We start from the raw sequence: 19,189 nt of genomic DNA, 5'->3' as shown, positions 1-19,189 counted from the left end.
CGACGCCGGTTTTGCGCGCTTAGCGCTCCAGCAGAATCCGCAGCATGCGGCGCAGCGGCTCGGCAGCGCCCCACAGCAGTTGGTCGCCAACAGTGAAGGCACCCAGATACTGCGAGCCCATGTTCAGCTTGCGCAGACGACCGACCGGAACACTCAGGGTGCCAGTGACGGCAGTCGGGCCGAGATCGCGAATGGAGTCTTCACGATGATTCGGCACCAGCTTGACCCAGGGGTTGTGCTGACTGATCAGGCCTTCGATATCGGCCATCGGCACGTCTTTGTTCAGCTTGATGGTCAGCGCCTGGCTGTGGCAACGCATGGCACCGATGCGCACGCAAATGCCATCGACCGGGATCGGGTTCTTGAAACGACCGAGAATCTTGTTGGTTTCGGCCTGCGCCTTCCACTCTTCACGGCTCTGCCCGTTCGGCAGTTCCTTGTCGATGTACGGGATCAGGCTACCGGCCAGAGGCACGCCGAAGTTGTCGACCGGGAAGCCTTCGCCACGCATGGCTTCAGCGACCTTGCGATCAATGTCCAGAATGGCGCTGGCCGGATCAGCCAGGTCATCGGCAACAGCGCCATTGATCGCGCCCATCTGCTTGATCAGCTCGCGCATGTTCTGTGCACCGGCGCCCGAAGCAGCCTGATAGGTCATGGCGCTCATCCACTCGACCAGGCCGGCCTCGTACAGACCACCCAACGCCATCAGCATCAGACTGACGGTGCAGTTGCCGCCAATGTAGTTCTTGCCACCGGCATCCAGCGCCTGGTCGATCACCTTGCGGTTGACCGGGTCGAGCACGATCACCGAGCTATCGTCCATGCGCAGGCTGGAGGCAGCATCGATCCAGTAGCCCTGCCAGCCCGCTTCGCGCAGTTTGGGGAAGACTTCGTTGGTGTAGTCGCCACCCTGGCAGGTCAGGATCACGTCCAGGCCTTTGAGGTCGTCAATGCTGTAGGCATCTTTCAGCGCAGCGATGTCCTTGCCAATGGCAGGGCCTTGGCCACCGACATTGGAAGTGGTGAAGAACACCGGCTCGATCAGGTCGAAGTCCCGCTCTTCCAGCATGCGCTGCATGAGCACGGAACCGACCATGCCACGCCAACCGATCAGACCTACACGTTTCATAACGACTACACCTATATAAACAGCCCACCGGAACCACCCCGGCGGGGCTGGGAAGATTACAGACTACGCAGCGCTTCGACTACTGCATCACCCATCGCAGCGGTACCGACCTTGGTCTTGCCCTCGGACCAGATGTCACCGGTACGCAGGCCTTGATCCAGCACCAGGCTCACCGCTTGCTCGATGGCGTCAGCAGCAGCGACCTGGCCGAAGCTGTAACGCAACATCATGGACACTGAAAGAATGGTGGCCAGCGGGTTGGCGATGCCCTTGCCGGCGATGTCCGGCGCGGAGCCGTGGCACGGCTCGTACATGCCCTTGTTGTTGGCGTCCAAGGATGCCGACGGCAGCATGCCAATGGAACCGGTCAGCATCGAAGCCTCGTCGGACAAAATGTCACCAAACATGTTGTCGGTGACCATTACGTCGAATTGCTTGGGCGCACGCACCAGCTGCATCGCGGCGTTGTCGACGTACATGTGGCTCAGCTCGACGTCCGGGTAGTCCTTGGCCACTTCCTCGACCACGGCGCGCCACAGCTGGCTGGAAGCCAGGACGTTGGCCTTGTCCACCGAGCACAGCTTCTTGCCACGCACACGCGCCATGTCGAAACCGACCTTGGCGATACGACGAATTTCGCTTTCGCTGTACGGCAGCGTGTCGTAAGCCATGCGCTCGCCGTTCTCCAGTACCTTGCTCTCGCGCGGCTGGCCGAAGTAGATGCCACCGGTCAGCTCACGCACGATGAGGATATCCAGGCCAGCGACCACTTCCGGCTTGAGACTGGAAGCCTCGGCCAGTTGCGGGTAGAGGATGGCCGGACGCAGGTTGCCGAACAGGCCGAGTTGCGAGCGAATCTTCAGCAGGCCACGCTCCGGGCGGATGGCCGGGTCGATACCGTCCCACTTCGGCCCGCCAACGGCGCCGAGCAGCACGGCATCGGCAGCGCGAGCACGCGCCAGGGTCTCGTCGGCCAGCGGCACACCGTAACGGTCGATAGCCGCACCACCCAGATCATCGAAGCTCAATTCAAAGCCCAGGGAGAACTTGTCATTGGCCAGGTTCAGCACCTTCACGGCCTCGGCCATGATTTCCGGACCGATACCGTCGCCAGGGAGAACCAGAATCTGCTTGCTCATCACATCCTCATCGAACCGTAGGGTGCGCCATGCGCACCGCTTAAATAGTGATTTATCGGGTGCGCACAGCGCCCCCACTGCGCGCGTTACTTGATCGCGCCGAACAGCCAGGGACTGCTCTGCTGATATTTGCCTTCGAACGACTTGATCGCATCCTGATCCTGCAGGGTCAGGCCGATGTCATCCAGGCCATTGAGCAGGCAGTGCTTGCGGAAGGCATCGATTTCGAAGCTGTACTGCACGCCATCCGGACGAGTCACGGTCTGCGCCTGCAGATCGACGGTCAATTGATAACCTTCGGTCGCCTCGGCCTGTTCGAACAGCGCATCGACCTCCTCATCCTTGAGGACGATCGGCAGCAGGCCGTTCTTGAAGCTGTTATTGAAGAAGATGTCGGCGAAGCTCGGCGCGATCACCGTGCGGAAGCCATACTCGTCCAGCGCCCACGGCGCATGCTCGCGGCTAGAACCGCAACCGAAGTTCTCGCGCGCCAGCAGCACGCTGGCGCCCTGATAACGCGGGAAGTTGAGCACGAACTCCTTGTTGATCGGGCGATTGGAATTGTCCTGGTTCGGCTGACCGATATCCAGGTAACGCCACTCGTCGAACAGGTTCGGGCCGAAACCGGTGCGCTTGATCGACTTGAGAAACTGCTTGGGAATGATCTGGTCGGTGTCGACGTTGGCACGATCCAGCGGGCAGACCAGGCCGGTGTGTTGGGTAAAGGCTTTCATCTGTTTACTCCTCAGGCCTGGATCAATTCGCGCACATCGATGAAGCGACCAGTCACCGCGGCAGCGGCAGCCATGGCCGGGCTGACCAAGTGGGTACGACCGCCCGCGCCCTGGCGGCCTTCGAAGTTGCGGTTGGAGGTCGAGGCGCAATGCTCGCCGCTACCGAGTTTGTCAGGGTTCATCGCCAGGCACATGGAGCAGCCCGGCTCACGCCACTCGAAACCAGCCTCGATGAAGATCTTGTCCAGCCCTTCGGCCTCGGCTTGCGCCTTGACCAGACCGGAACCCGGCACCACCAGCGCCTGCTTGACGGTGCTGGCGACCTTGCGGCCCTTGGCCACCTCGGCGGCGGCGCGCAGGTCTTCGATGCGCGAGTTGGTGCACGAGCCGATGAACACGCGATCGAGCTGGATATCGGTGATCGGCTGGTTGGCGGTCAGACCCATGTATTTCAGCGCGCGGGAGATGGAATCCTTCTTCACCGGGTCAGCTTCGACGGCCGGATCCGGCACGTTCTGGTCGACGGCCAGCACCATTTCCGGCGAAGTGCCCCAGCTGACCTGCGGCTTGATATCTTCGGCCTTCAGCTCGACCACGGTGTCGAACACCGCGTCGGCGTCGGAGACCAGATTCTGCCACTGCGCCACGGCCTTGTCCCAGTCGCTGCCCTTGGGCGCGAACGGACGATCCTTGACGTAGGCGATAGTTTTCTCGTCCACCGCCACCAGGCCCACACGGGCGCCGGCTTCGATGGACATGTTGCAGATGGTCATGCGTCCTTCCAGCGACAGGTCGCGAATCGCGCTGCCGGCGAACTCCAGGGCATGACCATTGCCGCCAGCGGTGCCGATCTTGCCGATCACGGCCAACACGATGTCCTTGGCGGTAACACCGAACGGCAGCTTGCCTTCGACGCGCACCTGCATGTTCTTCATCTTCTTGGCCACCAGACACTGGGTGGCGAGCACGTGCTCGACCTCAGAGGTGCCGATGCCGTGGGCCAGGGCACCGAAGGCGCCATGGGTGGAGGTGTGCGAGTCGCCGCAAACGACGGTCATGCCCGGCAAGGTAGCCCCCTGCTCCGGGCCGACGACGTGGACGATGCCCTGGCGCACATCGTTCATCTTGAACTCGAGGATGCCGAAGTCATCGCAGTTCTCGTCCAGGGTCTGTACCTGGATGCGCGAAACTTCGTCGGCGATGGCTTCGAGGCCACCCTGACGCTCGGCCTTGGTGGTCGGCACGTTGTGATCCGGGGTGGCGATGTTGGCGTCGATGCGCCACGGCTTGCGCCCAGCCAGACGCAGGCCTTCGAAAGCCTGCGGCGAGGTCACTTCGTGAAGAATGTGACGATCGATGTAGATCAGCGAGGAACCGTCGTCACGACGTTTCACTTCGTGCATTTCCCAGAGCTTGTCGTAGAGCGTCTTGCCAGTCATCAGCCTTACCTCATCAGCGCTTTTCGGACACATCCGGAACTGCCTGGTTATCACCGCCCGGCGCCGGAAGTGTCCTTTCTATGCCAGGGCGCAAATGGCCCTTCGGCTTATGGGGAGAATGCTATGGCCAGGCACGAAATAACTCAAATTCATATTTTTTATTCAAAGGATTCCGCAATGGAATGTATGCTCAAATCATCCTTCCACCCCGGAGCACTTCATGGATCTGGCCAACCTCAATGCCTTTATCGCCATCGCCGAAACCGGCAGCTTTTCCGAAGCTGGCGAACGCCTGCACCTGACCCAGCCAGCCGTTAGCAAGCGCATCGCCGGCCTGGAACAGCAGCTGGGCGTGCGCCTGTTCGACCGACTCGGTCGTGAAATCGGCCTCACTCAGGCCGGCCGTGCCCTGCTGCCACGCGCCTACCAGATCCTCAACGTACTGGACGACACCCGTCGCGCGCTGACCAACCTGTCGGGTGAAGTCAGCGGCCGCCTGACCCTCGCCACCAGCCACCATATCGGCCTGCATCGCCTCCCTGCCTTGCTGCGCGCCTTTACTCGCGCTCACCCGCAGGTGGCATTGGACATCCAGTTCCTCGACTCGGAAGTGGCGTATGAGGAAGTCCTGCATGGCCGTGCCGAACTGGCAGTGATCACCCTCGCCCCGGAAACCCGTGAACCGATTCGCGCCGTCGCCGTGTGGGACGACCCCCTGGACTTCGTCGCCGCGCCAGAACACCCGCTGGCCCGCAGCCAGGTGATCAGCCTGGCCGATGTCGCGCAGCACCCGGCGGTATTCCCTGGCGGCAACACTTTCACCCATCACATTGTCCAGCGCCTGTTCGAGGCTCAGGGCCTGACACCCAATATCGCCATGAGCACCAACTACCTGGAAACCATCAAGATGATGGTGTCCATCGGCCTGGCCTGGAGCGTACTGCCACGCACCATGCTCGACGATCAGGTGGCACGCCTGCCGATACCGGGCATACAGCTGACCCGGCAACTAGGCTACATCCTGCATACCGAGCGAACCCTGTCGAATGCCGCGCGCGCCTTCATGGATCTGCTCGACAGCCAACGGGACGACCTTGCATAGGCAATCGACCTGACGCTAACGTGGCGCTACAACGATAAGAAAGTCCCCTGCATGCCTCTAACGCCCGTAACGCGCATCGCGCCTATCAGAGGAAGGTCAGGACATGGCCAGATCGACTGACCAGACTCCGCCCCTGCCACACATACCAGCGATGGATCCCGCCGAATTCGAGCAAACCTGGCAAGACGCACCGCGCCTGCTGGCTGCGCTCAACGGCGCACATCTGGGCACCTGGTACTGGGACATTCGCAGCGGCCAGGTGAACTGGTCGCGCGGCGCTCAGGCGCTGTTCGGCCTCGACCCCAACCGCCCGGTCACCCGCGAGCTGAATTACATCGAGCTGATTCCCGAAGAGGAGCGCGCGGAAGTCCTGGCAACCTTCCACGCCATTCTCCAGGGCGAACAGATCACCAATGCGCTGCGTCATCGCATCCGCTGGCCCGACGGCAGCCTGCACTGGCTGGAGATCACCGGCAGCCTGCAGTACGAAGCCGACGGGCGGCCGCGCATGTTCGGCGTTATCCGCGATATCAGCGCCCAACAGGAACGCGCCGAGGCGCTGCGCGCATCGGAGGAGCGCTTCGTCAGTCTGTTCCGCCTGAGCCCGGACATCATGATGCTGGCGCGCTATGACAACAGCGAAATCATCGAGGTCAATCAGCACTTCACTCAGGCCTTTGGCTGGACTGCCAGCGACATTCTCGGCCGCCCCACTCATGAACTGAATCTCTGGGTACACGCCCAGCAACGCGATCACCTGCGCCAGCAGGCGCCGCTGAGCCAGGAGCCGGTGATTCAGGAAGTGCAGTTGCGCACGCGCAGCGGCGACATCCTCGACGGGGTACTGTCGAGCCAGTACATCGAGCTGCAGGGCGATCGCCTGATGCTCTGCACCTTCCTCGACACCAGCGCGCGCAAACGTGCCGAGAATGCCCTGCGCTTCAGCGAGGAGAAGTTCGCCAAGGCCTTCATGCATACCCCCGACGCGGTCTCCATCACCGAGCGCGCCACGGGCCGGTTCATCGAGGTCAATCCCAGCTTCGAGCAGCAGTTCGGCTGGAGCTGCGCCGAAGCCGTCGGCCGCACCTCGCTGGAGCTGGGCATCTGGGCCGATCCCGAAGACCGCCAGCGCATGCTCGAAGCCCTGCGCACCGGCCATCTGAACAACCTTGAAGTACGCCTGTTCAGCCGCGACGGCAAAGCCAGCATCAACCTCCTGTTCGGCGGCGAGATCGAACTCGACGGCAAAACCTGCCTGGTACTCACCGTGCGCAACATCACCGAACAACGCACGCAGGAACTGGCGTTGCAGGAGAGCAAGCAGCGCCTGAAACTGGCACTGGAGTCCGCCGATCTCGGCACCTGGGACTGGCACATTCCCAGCCGCCGACTGTTCGCCAGCACCCGCGCATCGCAACTGCAGGGGCTGGAGCCGGCACCGTTCGAGGGTGATTTCCTGGCGTTCTTCCGCCAGGTGCCCATGGAGGATCGCCAGAGCCTGCGCCGGAGCTACCTGCAACTGGTCGAACAAGGCAAAACCCATTACCAGGTGACCTACCGGGTACAGCAGGGCAAGGGCGACCTGCGCTTTCTGGAAAGCACCGCCAAACTGCAGTTGGACGACGCCGGCCAACCGCTGCGCATGGTCGGCACCCTGGTGGACATCAGCGAACGCGTGGAGCGCGAGCAACGCCTGAAAGGCTCCGAGGAAAAGTTCGCCAAGGCGTTCCACTCCAGCCCGGACGCCATCACCATCACCGAGCGCGACACCGGCCGCTACATCGAGGTCAACGAAGGCTTCACCCGCATTACCGGCTACCAGGCCTGGGAAGTGGTAGGCCGCAGCGTGCATGAACTGAACATCTGGGCCTACCCCGAAGAGCGCACGCAGATGATCGAACACCTGCTGCAGCACGGTCAGGTTCTGCGCATGGAGATGCATGGGCGACACCGCGAAGGCGAAGTGCGCCTGGTGGACGTCTCCGTCCAGCCGATCGAACTCAACGGCGTGCCCTGCCTGCTGCTCACCGCGCGCGATATCAGCGAACTGAAGCAGGCGCAGGCCCAGGTGCAGCACCTGGCTTATCACGACGCCCTGACCAACCTGCCCAATCGCGCCCTGCTGATGGATCGCCTGACCCAGCAGATTTCCCTGCTCAAACGCCATGAGCTGCGCGGCGCCCTGCTGTTTCTCGACCTCGACCACTTCAAGCACATCAACGACTCGCTCGGCCATCCGGTCGGCGATAGCGTGCTGCGCCTGGTCACCGCACGCCTGGAGGCCAGCGTGCGCCTGGAGGACACCGTGGCGCGTCTCGGCGGCGATGAATTCGTCGTGCTGCTGTCCGGCCTGGAAGGTAAACGCTCGGAAGTGACCCGCCATGTCCGCCAGGTCGCCGACAAGCTCCGCCAGTTGCTGGCCGAGCCAATGCTGCTGGACGGCCACCGGCTACAGGTCACGCCCAGTATCGGCGTCGCGCTGATTCCCGATCACGGTAACACCCCGGCGGATCTGCTCAAGCGCGCCGATATCGCCCTCTATCGGGCCAAGGACTCCGGCCGCAACGCCATCCAGCTGTTTCGCACCACCATGCAGGACGCCGCAAGCGCACGCTTGCGCCTGGAGAACGACCTGCGCCTGGCCCTGGCCCGCGGCGAATTCGAACTGCATTTCCAGCCCCAGGTCGATGCTCGCGATGGCCAGGTAGTCGGCGCCGAGGCCCTGTTGCGCTGGCAACATCCGCAGCTGGGCGCGCAATCGCCCGCCCAGTTCATCCAGGTACTCGAAGAAAGCGGCCTGATCGTCGAAGTCGGCGGCTGGGTACTGGTCGAAGCCTGCCATTTCTGCTCGCGCCTGATGGCCGATGGATTGATCGACGGCGAGCGCTTCAGCCTGTGCGTCAACATCAGCCCGCGACAATTTCGCCAACATGACTTCGTCGACCGAGTCGCCAGCAGCCTGCGCAACAGCCAGCTACCCAACGCCATGCTCAAGCTGGAGATCACCGAAGGCATCGTCATCCAGAACATCGACGACACCGTCGGCAAGATGCTGCGCCTGAAGAAGCATGGCGTGAGCTTCGCCATGGACGACTTCGGTACCGGCTACAGCTCGCTGACCTACCTCAAGCGCCTGCCGGTGGACATGCTGAAGATCGACCAGTCGTTCGTGCGCGACGCGACCTGCGACCCCAACGACGCCGAGATCATCCGCGCCATCGTCGCCATGGCACGCAGTCTGGGGCTGGCACTGATCGCCGAGGGCGTGGAACAGCAGGATCAACTGGACTTTCTACAAGCGCAGGGTTGCCACCTCTATCAGGGCTACCTGTTCAGCAGGCCGCTGCCGCAGGAGGCATTTCGCGAGCTGCTGGACAAGCAGCGCCGAAAACCGGCCAGTTGAACGCTCCAGAGCGAATGAAAGCGCACGGGTGAAACGAAGAAGGCGCCCCGCAGGGCGCCTTCTGGTCATGCATCCATCACTGCCCGCTTTCCAACGCTGGGCGCTGGTTGCCGATGGGGATGCGCTTGGCCTTGGCCTCTTCCGGCACGATACGCTCCAGCTCGACATGGAGCAGACCGTTGGCCAGGTTGGCGCCTTTGACCTCGATATGATCCGCCAGGCGGAACGACAGCTTGAACGCACGCTGGGCGATACCCTGATGCAGGTAACTGATGCTCTCGGCACTGCGGTCACGCTTGTTGCCCACCACGGTCAATACGTCGCGCTCGACCTGCAACTCCAGGTCATCTTCCTGGAAACCGGCAGCCGCCACCACGATGCGGTAGTGATCCTCGCCATGTTTCTCGACGTTGTAGGGTGGGTAGGAGCTGCCAGCATCGTTGCTACGCAGGGCAGACTCGAAAAGATCATTGAAACGGTCGAAACCGACGGACTGGCGGAACAGAGGGGCCAGAGACAGTACGTTGCTCATGAATATTCTCCTGAAATTTCAGCAAGTGTCATATTGCGGAACCCGACTTCGGCATCCCGCAGTCACTTATCTGAGGTCGGTCGGAAATTTTTCAAGTGCAAAAAACAGTAAGGTGCGCCGTGCGCACCAACGTTTGGCAGGCGGTGCGCACAGCGCACCCTACACGGAGAACGCCAGCAACTGGTCAATGCGCGCGCAATCCTGCTCACGCCGCACCTCGGCGAACAGCGCCACGGCCTCCGGATAGGTGCGCGTAAGCATCGCCAGCCACTGCTTCAAACGCCCCGGTGCGTAACGCGGCGCCAGCTTGCGCCGCGCCTGCTGCCAGAAATCGAACAACAGGGGCTGAAGTTCTGCCCAGCTCATTTCCTGCGGTTCTTCACCATCCCTGACCGCCGCAATCTGTCGCGCCAGACCAGGGCGAGACACCAATCCGCGGCCCAGCATGATGTCGTCCACACCACTGACCTCGCGGCAGCGGCGCCAATCCTCCAGCGTCCACACCTCGCCATTGGCGAATACCGGCACGCCAACCACATCCTGCACCCGCGCCACCCACTCCCAATGCGCCGGTGGTTTGTAGCCCTCCACCTTGGTGCGCGCATGCACGACGATCTGGCTGGCCCCGCCCTCGGCGAGTGCGCGCGCACAATCCAGCGCGCCCTCCTTGCCTTCGAAGCCCAGACGCATCTTGGCCGTGACAGGAATCTCGGCCGGTACCGTGCGCCGCACTTCGCGGACGATGGCATGCAATAACTCCGGCTCCTTGAGCAGCACGGCACCGCCGCGCGACTTGTTCACCGTCTTGGCCGGGCAACCGAAGTTGAGGTCGATCACCGGCGCGCCAAGGCTGCAGGCAAAAGCGGCGTTGTCGGCCAGGCATTGCGGATCGGAGCCGAGAAACTGCACGCGCATCGGCGTGCCGGCTTGCGTGCGAGCGTCCGTGAAGAGTTCAGGGGCGAGCTTGTGATAGGTGGCAGCCGGCAACAAACGCTCGCTGACGCGAATGAACTCGGTCACGCACCAGTCGATGCCACCAATGCGGGTCAGTACGTCGCGCAGAATCTCGTCGACCAACCCCTCCATGGGCGCCAGGGCGATTTGCATGAGCTTGTCCGGAAAAATGGGGCGCACAGTTTAAGGGCTCGCACGCGCCGCGCAAGATGGGCCACACTGGCCACATCGCCAAAATAGGAGACGCGCCATGCGCCATCTCGCGCTGATTGCTCTCGGCCTGTGCTGCATGAACCTACAAGCCAGCGACGGGCTGTCTGCTGCTATCGAACCGGCGCCCGCAGATCCCGTGGCCGACGCCCCGGCCCGGCTGATCTTCAGTCGGGACAACAACGCGCCGAACGCCTGCGACGTGGAGCTTTACGTCAACCAGCAGGTAGTGGCGAAACTGGGGCCCGGCGAACACACCAGTCTGGATCTGCCCAGCGGCGAACTGAGCGTCGCCGTGGCCATGTCACCAGACGGCTATTGCGGTGGTCGCGGGCCGGATGTCGCGCAGTCGGTCATCCTGCGCCCCGGTGAAACCCGTCAGTTCGCCATCACGGTCGAACCTGAGCAGGTATTTCTCGCGCCAGTGCTCGACTGATCGCCGTTACAGCTCCGGCGGCAACAACGCCTTGCCGTAGCCCTCTACGAATTCCGCAGGCATGCGCTTGGGACGCCCACTGGAAAGCTCGATGCAGACGAAGGAGGTCTTGGCCCGCAGCAGCGTTGCCCCGTCCTCGGGGCGTACCAGTTGAAAGCGTCGATCCATCTTCAGGCGCTGATCGGACTCGACGATCCAGGTCGCCATCTGCAGATCCTGCCCCTCATAAGCACTGGACAGGTAATCAATCTCGTGGCGCACCACGGCCATGGCGCGATCCAGGCGCCGGTACTCGACCAGATCCAGCCCAAGAAACTGCGAATGACGCCAGGCACAACGCTCCAACCAACTGACATATACCGCGTTGTTGGCGTGACCGAGCCCATCGATATCATCAGCGCCGACCTGGATGTCGATGACGAAGGGACTTGGCAGATCCCAGTTCATGGCTGCGCCTCCAGGCTACCAGCCAATGCCCGGGCCTCAGCGGCAAGCTGGGTAATCTGATCCCAGGCACGCGCACGCACCAGATTGCTCGGCGCCACCCAGGTACCGCCAACGCAGGCGACATTGGGCAAACGCAGGAAACTCAGCAGGTTGTCAGCAGTGACGCCGCCCGTTGGGCAGAAACGAATGCCCGTGAATGGCCCCTTGAAGCTCTTGAGCATCTTCACGCTGGAGGCTCCATCGGCCGGAAACAGCTTGAGCGAGCGATAGCCATGCTCCAGCGCCAGCAATACCTCGGAAGGCGTCATCACTCCCGGCAAATAGGGCAGTGCCGCGTCCTCCGCAGCCAACGCCAAGCGCTCGGTGAAACCCGGACTCACGGCGAACTGCGCCCCGGCATCGCGCGCCTCCTGAAACTGCTCGGTGTGGATCAGCGTGCCGGCGCCCACCAGCAACTGCGGCAGCTCACGGCGGATGGCAGCCAGCGCATCCAGCGCCCGTGGCGTACGCAGGGTCACTTCCAGCACGGTTATCCCTCCGTCCTGCAGCGCCCGAGCGAGATCCAGCGCCAGCTCGATTTCCTCGATCACCAGAACGGGCATTACCGGGCGGGCCTGGCGCAGCACCTCATCCATCGTCAGCTTCATTTCTCAACTCCCAGGTCGGCATCACATCGACGGGCGGACTCCCCCGCCAATGCCGCGCATGATACGCCGCTGTTTTTTTCTCTGCAGCGCCGCCCTTTCATCGCATCTGGTCGGCGCGCCATAATTGCACCGCGCTCGCCCGAGCACATGAGAACCGAGCAATTGATTGCCACCTTGCGCTTACTGATGCTTCTGCTGCTACCCGTTCTCGCCTGGGCGGACAGCCTGCCGTTGCCGGCTGGACAGGCCCAGGTTCTGCCCGGCCCTTACATGCAGCTCTGGAAAGACCCGCAAGGCGATACCGATTTCCACACGGTGCGCGCCCTACCCGATGCAGCCTGGCAGGCGGTGGGCCGACGCGACGCCAGCTTTGGCTACGACAGCAGCACCTACTGGCTGCGCCTGGATGTGCACAATCCTCACGCACGCGCCTTGAGCTGGGTACTGCTGATCGGCAACCCATTGCTGGATCAGCTGGATGCTTATGGCCTGGACGGTGAGCGCGTGTATCGATCCGGCGACCAGCGCCCGTTCGACTGGCGCTGGGTCGACAATCGTCAGATGGTGCTACCGCTGAACATCGCGCCGGGCGAACAACGACGGATCTGGCTACGCATGCAGACCAACGGCTCGGCCAACCTCAGCGCCAGCCTGATGACCCACGAGGCCTTCGACCATCAGGAGCAGCGCAGCTTGCTGTTTCAAGGGCTGTTCTTCGGCGCGCTGCTGGCGATGTTCGTCTACAACCTGTCGATCTTCTGCATCACCCGCGACCGCAACTACCTCTGGTATTGCCTGTTCGTCGCCAGCTTCAGCCTCTATGAATTCATCCAGCTTGGTTTTGCCTTCCAATGGCTGTGGCCCAACGCCCTGGCCTGGCAGCAGCTGAGTTTCCCCCTCAGCTCGGCGCTGGCCACCTTGTTCGGTATCCAGTTCACCTATGGCGTGCTGGCGCTACGTGAAGCGCCCGCCGCCTATCGCTGGGTCGCTCACAGCCTGAAAGCCTGCGCCTGGCTGGTACTGGTCATGGCCCTGCTCGGCCCCTACCAGCCGGCACTGATCGCCAGCTTCGTCCTCATCGTCGCCTGTGCCCTCGCTGCCTTCATCATCACCCTGCTGCGCTGGCGCGCCGGTTACACCGCAGCACGTCTGTTCGCTCTGGGCTGGTTCGTGCTGATTAGCGCCAGCCTGGCCAGCATCCTCACCGGAACGGGCGTGCTGCCCTATTCGCTGCTGACGCTACATGCCCAACAGATCGGCGGCGTGATCGAGATGACGGTCTTCTCCATCGCCCTGGCTGCCCGTATCCGCCAGGTGCAGGAGGCCGAGCGCATAGCCCAGGCCAAACTGATCACCCAGGCGCGCCAGCTCAGCAACGAGCAGGCCAAACACCTGGAGCTGCAAACGCAGATCAGCGAGAACCTGGAACAACGCGTGAAGGAGCGCACGGCAACACTGGAGGAAACGCTGCAACAGCTGTCCAGCGCCAACCTGCGCCTGGCCGAACTGAATCGCCGTGACGGCCTGACCAATCTGTTCAATCGCCAGACGCTGAGTGAGGAGCTGGCGCGCGCCTGCGCCCGTGCCGAACGCAGCCGCCAATCGCTAGCCGTACTGATGCTGGATCTGGATCACTTCAAGCAGGTCAATGACCGCTATGGCCACCTCGCCGGAGACGCCTGCCTGCGCCACGCCGCCCAACGCATCCAGCAACGCCTGCGCAGCAGCGACCTGCTGGCGCGATTCGGCGGAGAGGAATTCGTCGCCCTGCTCGACAGCACCGACCTGACTGGCGCGCTCGACCTGGCCGAGCAACTGCGTGACGACCTGGCCCGCCATCCCTGCCTCTATCAGCAACAGTCGATCCCGTTGAGTATCAGCATCGGACTGCATGCGGGAATCCCCGACACCCCGGACTGCGGCGAAAGCTGGCTCGACTTCGCCGACAGAGCCCTATACCGCGCCAAGGCGGCAGGCCGCAACCGGGTTGCCAGCTACGAAGCCAGCGCCCTCGACGACGCCTGACGCACCTCGCCGAGCAGAGCGAGCACCGCCTGCAGAACCTGAGCGTCACCGAGTAGACGCTGATGACCACCTGTGGGCAGGCGTAACAGCTGGCTATCGAGCCAGGCCCGGTGAATCAGCTCCGCCTCGCCCACCGGCACCAGCGGATCATCTTCGGCATGTACGATCAAACCCGGCAACTGCAGTTGATAGCGCTGCACGTCGAGATGTGCGGCCGGAATTCCTGCCGTGCGCTCCACCTGGCTGATGAAATGCGCACGCGCCCGATCCGGCAACCCCATGAAACGGGCGAAACCGCGCAGCATGGTGAGAATCCTGCTCGGTGCTGAAATACATACCAATGTTTCAGTACGCAGCCCCATCTGCGTCGCCAGCAATGCACTGGCTCCGCCCATGGAGTGACCGATGACCGCATGCAACGGCGGCAACTCGCTAGCAGCTTCCAGCAGCGCCCTGGCGAACAACACCACATTCGCCTCTCGCCCCGGCGATCGACCATGCGCTGGCGCATCCAGTGCGACCACGCCATAGCCGGCCTCCACCAGGCCACTGATCAGCCTTGCGAATTGCGTCGGCCGCCCCTCCCAGCCATGCATCAACAACACGGTGGGGCCACTCCCCCAACGCAGCGCCGACAGGCCGAAGCGCAACGTAATACGCTCGGCACTGGCCAGCAGCGGCAGCTCCCAGTCCCGAGGTGGCAAGCTGCGCGGCGTCATGAAGCGCTCACGCAAACGGCCCGCCAACATTTGCGGGGCCAGTCGCCCCAATGCCGCATTGACACCACGCACCCAGATCATCTGGTTCATCGCACTCTCCTACGCGCCTGATTTCACTTGATCGCCGACTTGGCAGAACGCAGCAGGCGATCGGACAGCTCACCTGGCCCCAACGCCCTGGCCAAAGCCAGGCCACCCACCATCAAAGCCAGATCAGCCAACGCGATGTCAGCCTCCTCCGGTGCCTCACTCATTTGTGCAGCCAGCAACTGAACATGTTCTGCAAGCGCCTGGCGAAAGCCCTCCGGCAAGCGCTCGATCTCACCTATAGAGCTGGGTACGGGGCAGCGCTCATCGAGTGCATCGCGGTGTTTGCGCGACAGATAGAACGCCGCCAGCAACGCCCGGCGCTCCACACCATTGAGACCTGCGTCGACCGCGGCAAGGCGATCACGGCGGCGCCCCAATAGCTGGCGGAAGGCCTCCAGCATCAGGGCATCCTTGCTGGCAAAGTGTGCATAGAAGCCACCGACCGTCAGTCCAGCGGCAGCCATCACCTCCGCTACAGCCGGATCAGCGGGCCCGCGCTCCACAAGCAGGCCACTAGCAGCCTCAAGAATGCGTTGACGAGTTTCAGCCTTGCGCTCACTCATGGCATTGCCCCTTCATATGATGAATACAATATTACATTCATCATATTAAAAGACAAGACGACTCCCAAGCGTCAGCCAGCCCCGAATAAAGCCAGCACTTCAATATGAAAGCGGCGGCTACATGCCACGAACGACACAGAAGCAGCACTGGCATCATCGGCAGCAGCCAGCAGAAACGACGGGCAATAAAAAAGGGCCACTTCCGAAGAAGCAGCCCCTGGTTCCGCAAATGCGGCAAGAAAAATGGCGTCCCCTAGGGGACTCGAACCCCTGTTACCGCCGTGAAAGGGCGGTGTCCTAGGCCACTAGACGAAGGGGACGAAACCTTCGAACGACAAGGCCAGCGCTAGGCTGGCCTTGTGTGTGATTGGTGGAGCTAAACGGGATCGAACCGTTGACCTCTTGCATGCCATGCAAGCGCTCTCCCAGCTGAGCTATAGCCCCGAAACCTTGCGGTCGGCTCGCAACGCCTGCGCGCTGCGACTGGAATATGGCGTCCCCTAGGGGACTCGAACCCCTGTTACCGCCGTGAAAGGGCGGTGTCCTAGGCCACTAGACGAAGGGGACAAAACCTTCGAAGAACAAGGCCAGCACTAAGCTGGCCTTGTCAGTGTTTGGTGGAGCTAAACGGGATCGAACCGTTGACCTCTTGCATGCCATGCAAGCGCTCTCCCAGCTGAGCTATAGCCCCGAAACCTTGCGGTCGGCTGCAACGCCTGAGCGCTGCGGCTGGAAATAGTGGCGTCCCCTAGGGGACTCGAACCCCTGTTACCGCCGTGAAAGGGCGGTGTCCTAGGCCACTAGACGAAGGGGACGCAAGACCCTGATCGTGAATCGACTCACATCGATTCTGGCACTCCCGAAGGAGCCGAGATTGGTGGAGCTAAACGGGATCGAACCGTTGACCTCTTGCATGCCATGCAAGCGCTCTCCCAGCTGAGCTATAGCCCCATCTCGAGGACGGGGCGCATGTTAAGAGCGCCCCGATTGGCTGTCAACAACATTTTTCCTGTCAGCCCAAATTTTTTGCCACTAGAACAATTACTTAGAGTCTCACCCGTGGAGAGTTAGCTGCAACCGTGGGAGGCGCTTCAGCGGCGACAAAATCAAATCATCGCGGCTAAAGCCCCTCCCACAGTTGCACGCCTCGACTTAGCCGATGCTCGCCAGCAGCTTCTCCCACTCCTTGGCCTCTTTCTTCGAGGTGCCGCCGAGCAGCTCAAGCGCCTGGCGTAGGCGGAAGCGGGTCAGATCCGGGCCAAGGATTTCCATGGCATCGAGTACCGATACCGAGCTGGCCTGGCCGGTGATGGCGGCAAACATCAGCGGCATGGCATCACGCAGTTTCAGCTCCAGATGCTCGACCACGGCCTGAATGCAACCGGTGATGCGCTCCTTTTCCCACTGACGCAACGATTCGAGTTTCCACAGAATCAGCTGCATCAACTGGCGCACCTGATCAGCAGAGAGCTTCTTGTGCTCGAACAGCTTGGCGTCCAGGTTGAGGCCACCAGAGAAGAAGAAACCGGCCAGCGGTGCGATCTGGCTGAAGGTTTCCACCCTGCCCTGCACGTGCGGTGCGATCTTCATCAGGTATTCAGGATTGAGCGCCCACTTCTGCACTTCGGCAGCGAAGGTTTCCACAGGCAGCTCACGCAGCCACTGGCCATTGAGCCAGGACAGCTTCTCCAGATCGAAAATCGGCCCGCCCAGCGACACACGGTTGATGTCGAAGTGTTCGATCATCTCGGCCAGCGAAAACTTCTCGCGCTCGTCCGGCATCGACCAGCCCATGCGCCCCAGGTAGTTGAGCATGGCCTGCGGCAGGTAGCCCATACGCTCGTAGAAGGTGATGCTGGTGGGGTTCTTGCGCTTGGACAGTTTGCTCTTGTCCGGATTGCGCAACAGCGGCATGTAGCACAGCGCCGGCTGCTCCCAACCGAAGTATTCGTAGAGCTTGATCAGCTTGGGCGCCGACGGCAGCCATTCCTCACCGCGCAGCACATGGGTGATGCCCATCAGGTGATCGTCAACCACGTTGGCCAGGAAGTAGGTCGGCAGGCCGTCGGCCTTCATCAGCACCTGCATGTCCATGCGATCCCACGGGATCTCGACATCGCCACGCAGCATGTCCGGCACCACGCAGACGCCCTCGCCCGGCACCTTCATGCGCACCACGTGCGATTCGCCAGCGGCGATGCGGCGCTGCGCCTCGGCCGGCTCCAGATGCATGCAATGGCCGTCGTAACGCGGGGTTTCCTTGTTGGCCATCTGCTGCGCGCGCACCTCATCGAGGCGCTCGGCGGAACAGAAGCACGGGAAGGCATGGCCCTTGCCGACCAGCTCATCGGAGTACTTCTTGTAGATCTCGCCACGCTCACTCTGCCGGTACGGGCCGTGCGGGCCGCCAACGTCCGGGCCTTCGTCCCATTCGATACCCAGCCAACGCAGCGCGTCGAAAATCTGCTGTTCGGACTCACGCGTGGAACGAACCTGGTCGGTGTCCTCGATGCGCAGGATGAACTGGCCACCATGCTGACGGGCAAAACACAGGTTGAACAACGCGATATAGGCGGTGCCGACATGGGGGTCGCCGGTTGGCGATGGCGCGATACGGGTACGAACGGTGGTCATGAATGCTCTCGGATGGAAGACACGAGGTTTGAATCAAGCGGGCGATGTTAGCAGGCCGGCGGCCCCTGGCTCCAGCAACCCGCCACGGGTGATCGGCAAGCTGGCGATGAGGAAGTCGAGGAAAGTCTTGACCTTCATCGCCTGGAAGCGCCGCGACGGGTAGATGGCATACACCTCGCCTACCGGCAAGCGTGCCTCGGGCAACAGCTCGACCAGGCGGCCGCTGCGCACCGCCTCTTCGCTGATCATCACCGGCAACCCGGAAATCCCGGCGCCCGCCAGCGTCGCCTCACGGGCAAAGGTGATGTTGTTGCAGGTCATCACCCGCTGACACGGCAGGTGCTCGCCCAGCAACGGCCAGTAGCGCGGCGCGTCGTGCTGCAACAGTATCGCCCGATGCCCCTCCAGTTCGGCGACGCTACGCGGCGTACCGTGCGCCGCGAGGTACGCAGGGCTTGCACACAATCGTCGACCGCTTTCGAACAGCTTGCGCGCGATCAGGGTGGAATCTTGCGGTTGGCCGACCTGGATGGCGATATCCACGCCCTCCTCCAGCGGATCCACCAAGCGCGAGGTCAACTCCACCTCGGCGTCGATCTGCGGGTACTGGCGCATGAACTCACCCAGCACACGCCCGAGAAACAACTGACCGAACTCGATCGGCGAAGTAATGCGCAGCAGCCCGGAGGGTTCGCGTTGCAGCTGCATCACCGCCTGCTCGGCCTCGGCGAAGTCGAGCATGATCTGCCGGCAGCGCTCGTAATAAGCCTGGCCGACTTCGGTGAGGCGCAACTTGCGCGTGGTGCGATTGAGCAGACGCACGCCCAGGCGCTCCTCAAGCAGTGCGATACGCCGACTCACCGTCGACTTCTGCATACCCAGGCTGGTCGCGGCCTGCGTGAAACTGTGGCAATCCACTACCCGGGTAAAAATCAAAGCATCATCCAGCCCCATGATTGTTCCTCATACGCAACAAAGCATGC

At 62.3% G+C, this 19,189-nt stretch carries 16 protein-coding genes and 6 tRNA genes; 4 read left to right on the top strand and 18 right to left on the bottom strand.

Annotated elements, in window-relative coordinates; all coding sequences use genetic code 11:
- Window positions 1-19: 19 nt before the first annotated feature.
- From asd to leuC, 4 genes are all read right to left on the bottom strand, one after another.
- Entirely contained in the window at window positions 20-1,132 is a 1,113-nt protein-coding gene (gene asd / locus C7A17_RS21740; RefSeq protein ID WP_106740393.1) for an aspartate-semialdehyde dehydrogenase, read from the bottom strand.
- Window positions 1,133-1,188: 56 nt separating this feature from the next.
- Window positions 1,189-2,271 (bottom strand): 3-isopropylmalate dehydrogenase, encoded by a 1,083-nt coding sequence (gene leuB, locus C7A17_RS21735; RefSeq protein ID WP_106740391.1) that lies wholly within the window; start codon window positions 2,269-2,271, stop codon window positions 1,189-1,191.
- 86 nt (window positions 2,272-2,357) lie between these two features.
- Entirely contained in the window at window positions 2,358-3,005 is a 648-nt protein-coding gene (leuD, locus tag C7A17_RS21730; protein WP_106740388.1) for a 3-isopropylmalate dehydratase small subunit, read from the bottom strand.
- Window positions 3,006-3,016: 11 nt separating this feature from the next.
- The gene (leuC, locus tag C7A17_RS21725) at window positions 3,017-4,444 is read right to left on the bottom strand and encodes a 3-isopropylmalate dehydratase large subunit (RefSeq protein ID WP_106740386.1); all 1,428 of its coding nucleotides are present in this window, start codon (window positions 4,442-4,444) and stop codon (window positions 3,017-3,019) included.
- A 220-nt stretch (window positions 4,445-4,664) separates the two neighbouring features.
- Between leuC and C7A17_RS21720 the strand changes: the two genes are divergently transcribed.
- Window positions 4,665-5,546, top strand: coding sequence for a LysR family transcriptional regulator (locus tag C7A17_RS21720; protein ID WP_003461102.1), 882 nt, complete (start codon window positions 4,665-4,667; stop codon window positions 5,544-5,546).
- A gap of 103 nt (window positions 5,547-5,649) precedes the next feature.
- Complete coding sequence (locus tag C7A17_RS21715) at window positions 5,650-8,949, top strand: sensor domain-containing protein (protein WP_106740383.1); 3,300 nt, start codon at window positions 5,650-5,652, stop codon at window positions 8,947-8,949.
- Window positions 8,950-9,025: 76 nt separating this feature from the next.
- On the opposite strand, the gene C7A17_RS21710 is transcribed toward C7A17_RS21715, so the two are convergent.
- Together C7A17_RS21710 and C7A17_RS21705 are read right to left on the bottom strand one after the other, a co-directional pair.
- Entirely contained in the window at window positions 9,026-9,481 is a 456-nt protein-coding gene (locus C7A17_RS21710) for an Hsp20 family protein (protein ID WP_106740380.1), read from the bottom strand.
- 159 nt (window positions 9,482-9,640) lie between these two features.
- Window positions 9,641-10,588, bottom strand: coding sequence for a tRNA dihydrouridine synthase (locus C7A17_RS21705; RefSeq protein WP_106740377.1), 948 nt, complete (start codon window positions 10,586-10,588; stop codon window positions 9,641-9,643).
- A gap of 97 nt (window positions 10,589-10,685) precedes the next feature.
- On the opposite strand from C7A17_RS21705, the gene C7A17_RS21700 reads away from it, so the two are divergent.
- A complete protein-coding gene (locus C7A17_RS21700) occupies window positions 10,686-11,081 on the top strand; it encodes a hypothetical protein (RefSeq protein WP_106740374.1) in 396 nt (131 codons plus the stop codon).
- Window positions 11,082-11,087: 6 nt separating this feature from the next.
- Here C7A17_RS21700 and C7A17_RS21695 read toward each other — a convergent pair whose 3' ends face one another.
- Both C7A17_RS21695 and C7A17_RS21690 read right to left on the bottom strand, forming a co-directional pair.
- Window positions 11,088-11,528 (bottom strand): acyl-CoA thioesterase, encoded by a 441-nt coding sequence (locus C7A17_RS21695; protein WP_106740372.1) that lies wholly within the window; start codon window positions 11,526-11,528, stop codon window positions 11,088-11,090.
- Window positions 11,525-12,175 (bottom strand): bifunctional 4-hydroxy-2-oxoglutarate aldolase/2-dehydro-3-deoxy-phosphogluconate aldolase, encoded by a 651-nt coding sequence (locus tag C7A17_RS21690; RefSeq protein ID WP_106740370.1) that lies wholly within the window; start codon window positions 12,173-12,175, stop codon window positions 11,525-11,527. Before C7A17_RS21690 ends, C7A17_RS21695 begins: the two co-directional genes overlap by 4 nt.
- A gap of 147 nt (window positions 12,176-12,322) precedes the next feature.
- On the opposite strand from C7A17_RS21690, the gene C7A17_RS21685 reads away from it, so the two are divergent.
- Window positions 12,323-14,200 carry a sensor domain-containing diguanylate cyclase gene (locus tag C7A17_RS21685; RefSeq protein WP_234035829.1) on the top strand — a complete coding sequence of 626 codons (1,878 nt, stop codon included), beginning with the start codon at window positions 12,323-12,325 and terminating at the stop codon, window positions 14,198-14,200.
- Here C7A17_RS21685 and C7A17_RS21680 read toward each other — a convergent pair.
- From C7A17_RS21680 to C7A17_RS21635, 10 genes are all read right to left on the bottom strand, one after another.
- Complete coding sequence (locus tag C7A17_RS21680) at window positions 14,170-15,009, bottom strand: alpha/beta hydrolase (protein WP_106740367.1); 840 nt, start codon at window positions 15,007-15,009, stop codon at window positions 14,170-14,172. The genes C7A17_RS21685 and C7A17_RS21680 overlap by 31 nt on opposite strands.
- Window positions 15,010-15,032: 23 nt before the next feature.
- Window positions 15,033-15,572 (bottom strand): TetR/AcrR family transcriptional regulator, encoded by a 540-nt coding sequence (locus tag C7A17_RS21675; protein ID WP_106740364.1) that lies wholly within the window; start codon window positions 15,570-15,572, stop codon window positions 15,033-15,035.
- A 244-nt stretch (window positions 15,573-15,816) separates the two neighbouring features.
- Window positions 15,817-15,892, bottom strand: a tRNA-Glu gene (locus C7A17_RS21670).
- A 48-nt stretch (window positions 15,893-15,940) separates the two neighbouring features.
- A tRNA-Ala gene (locus tag C7A17_RS21665) sits at window positions 15,941-16,016 on the bottom strand.
- Between the two features lie 47 nt (window positions 16,017-16,063).
- Window positions 16,064-16,139, bottom strand: a tRNA-Glu gene (locus C7A17_RS21660).
- Between the two features lie 48 nt (window positions 16,140-16,187).
- Window positions 16,188-16,263 (bottom strand) — tRNA-Ala (locus C7A17_RS21655).
- A 48-nt stretch (window positions 16,264-16,311) separates the two neighbouring features.
- A tRNA-Glu gene (locus tag C7A17_RS21650) sits at window positions 16,312-16,387 on the bottom strand.
- Between the two features lie 60 nt (window positions 16,388-16,447).
- Window positions 16,448-16,523, bottom strand: a tRNA-Ala gene (locus C7A17_RS21645).
- 201 nt (window positions 16,524-16,724) lie between these two features.
- Entirely contained in the window at window positions 16,725-18,206 is a 1,482-nt protein-coding gene (gltX, locus tag C7A17_RS21640; protein WP_106740361.1) for a glutamate--tRNA ligase, read from the bottom strand.
- Window positions 18,207-18,239: 33 nt separating this feature from the next.
- On the bottom strand, window positions 18,240-19,160 hold the full coding sequence (locus tag C7A17_RS21635; protein ID WP_106740358.1) for a LysR family transcriptional regulator: 921 nt from the start codon (window positions 19,158-19,160) through the stop codon (window positions 18,240-18,242).
- Between the last annotated feature and the right edge of the window lie 29 nt (window positions 19,161-19,189).

Source organism: Pseudomonas mendocina, assembly GCF_003008615.1.
GTDB lineage: Bacteria > Pseudomonadota > Gammaproteobacteria > Pseudomonadales > Pseudomonadaceae > Aquipseudomonas > Aquipseudomonas mendocina_C.
The sequence above is the reverse complement of the archived record's forward strand: the minus strand, read 5'-3'. Positions and strand labels throughout refer to the sequence as shown.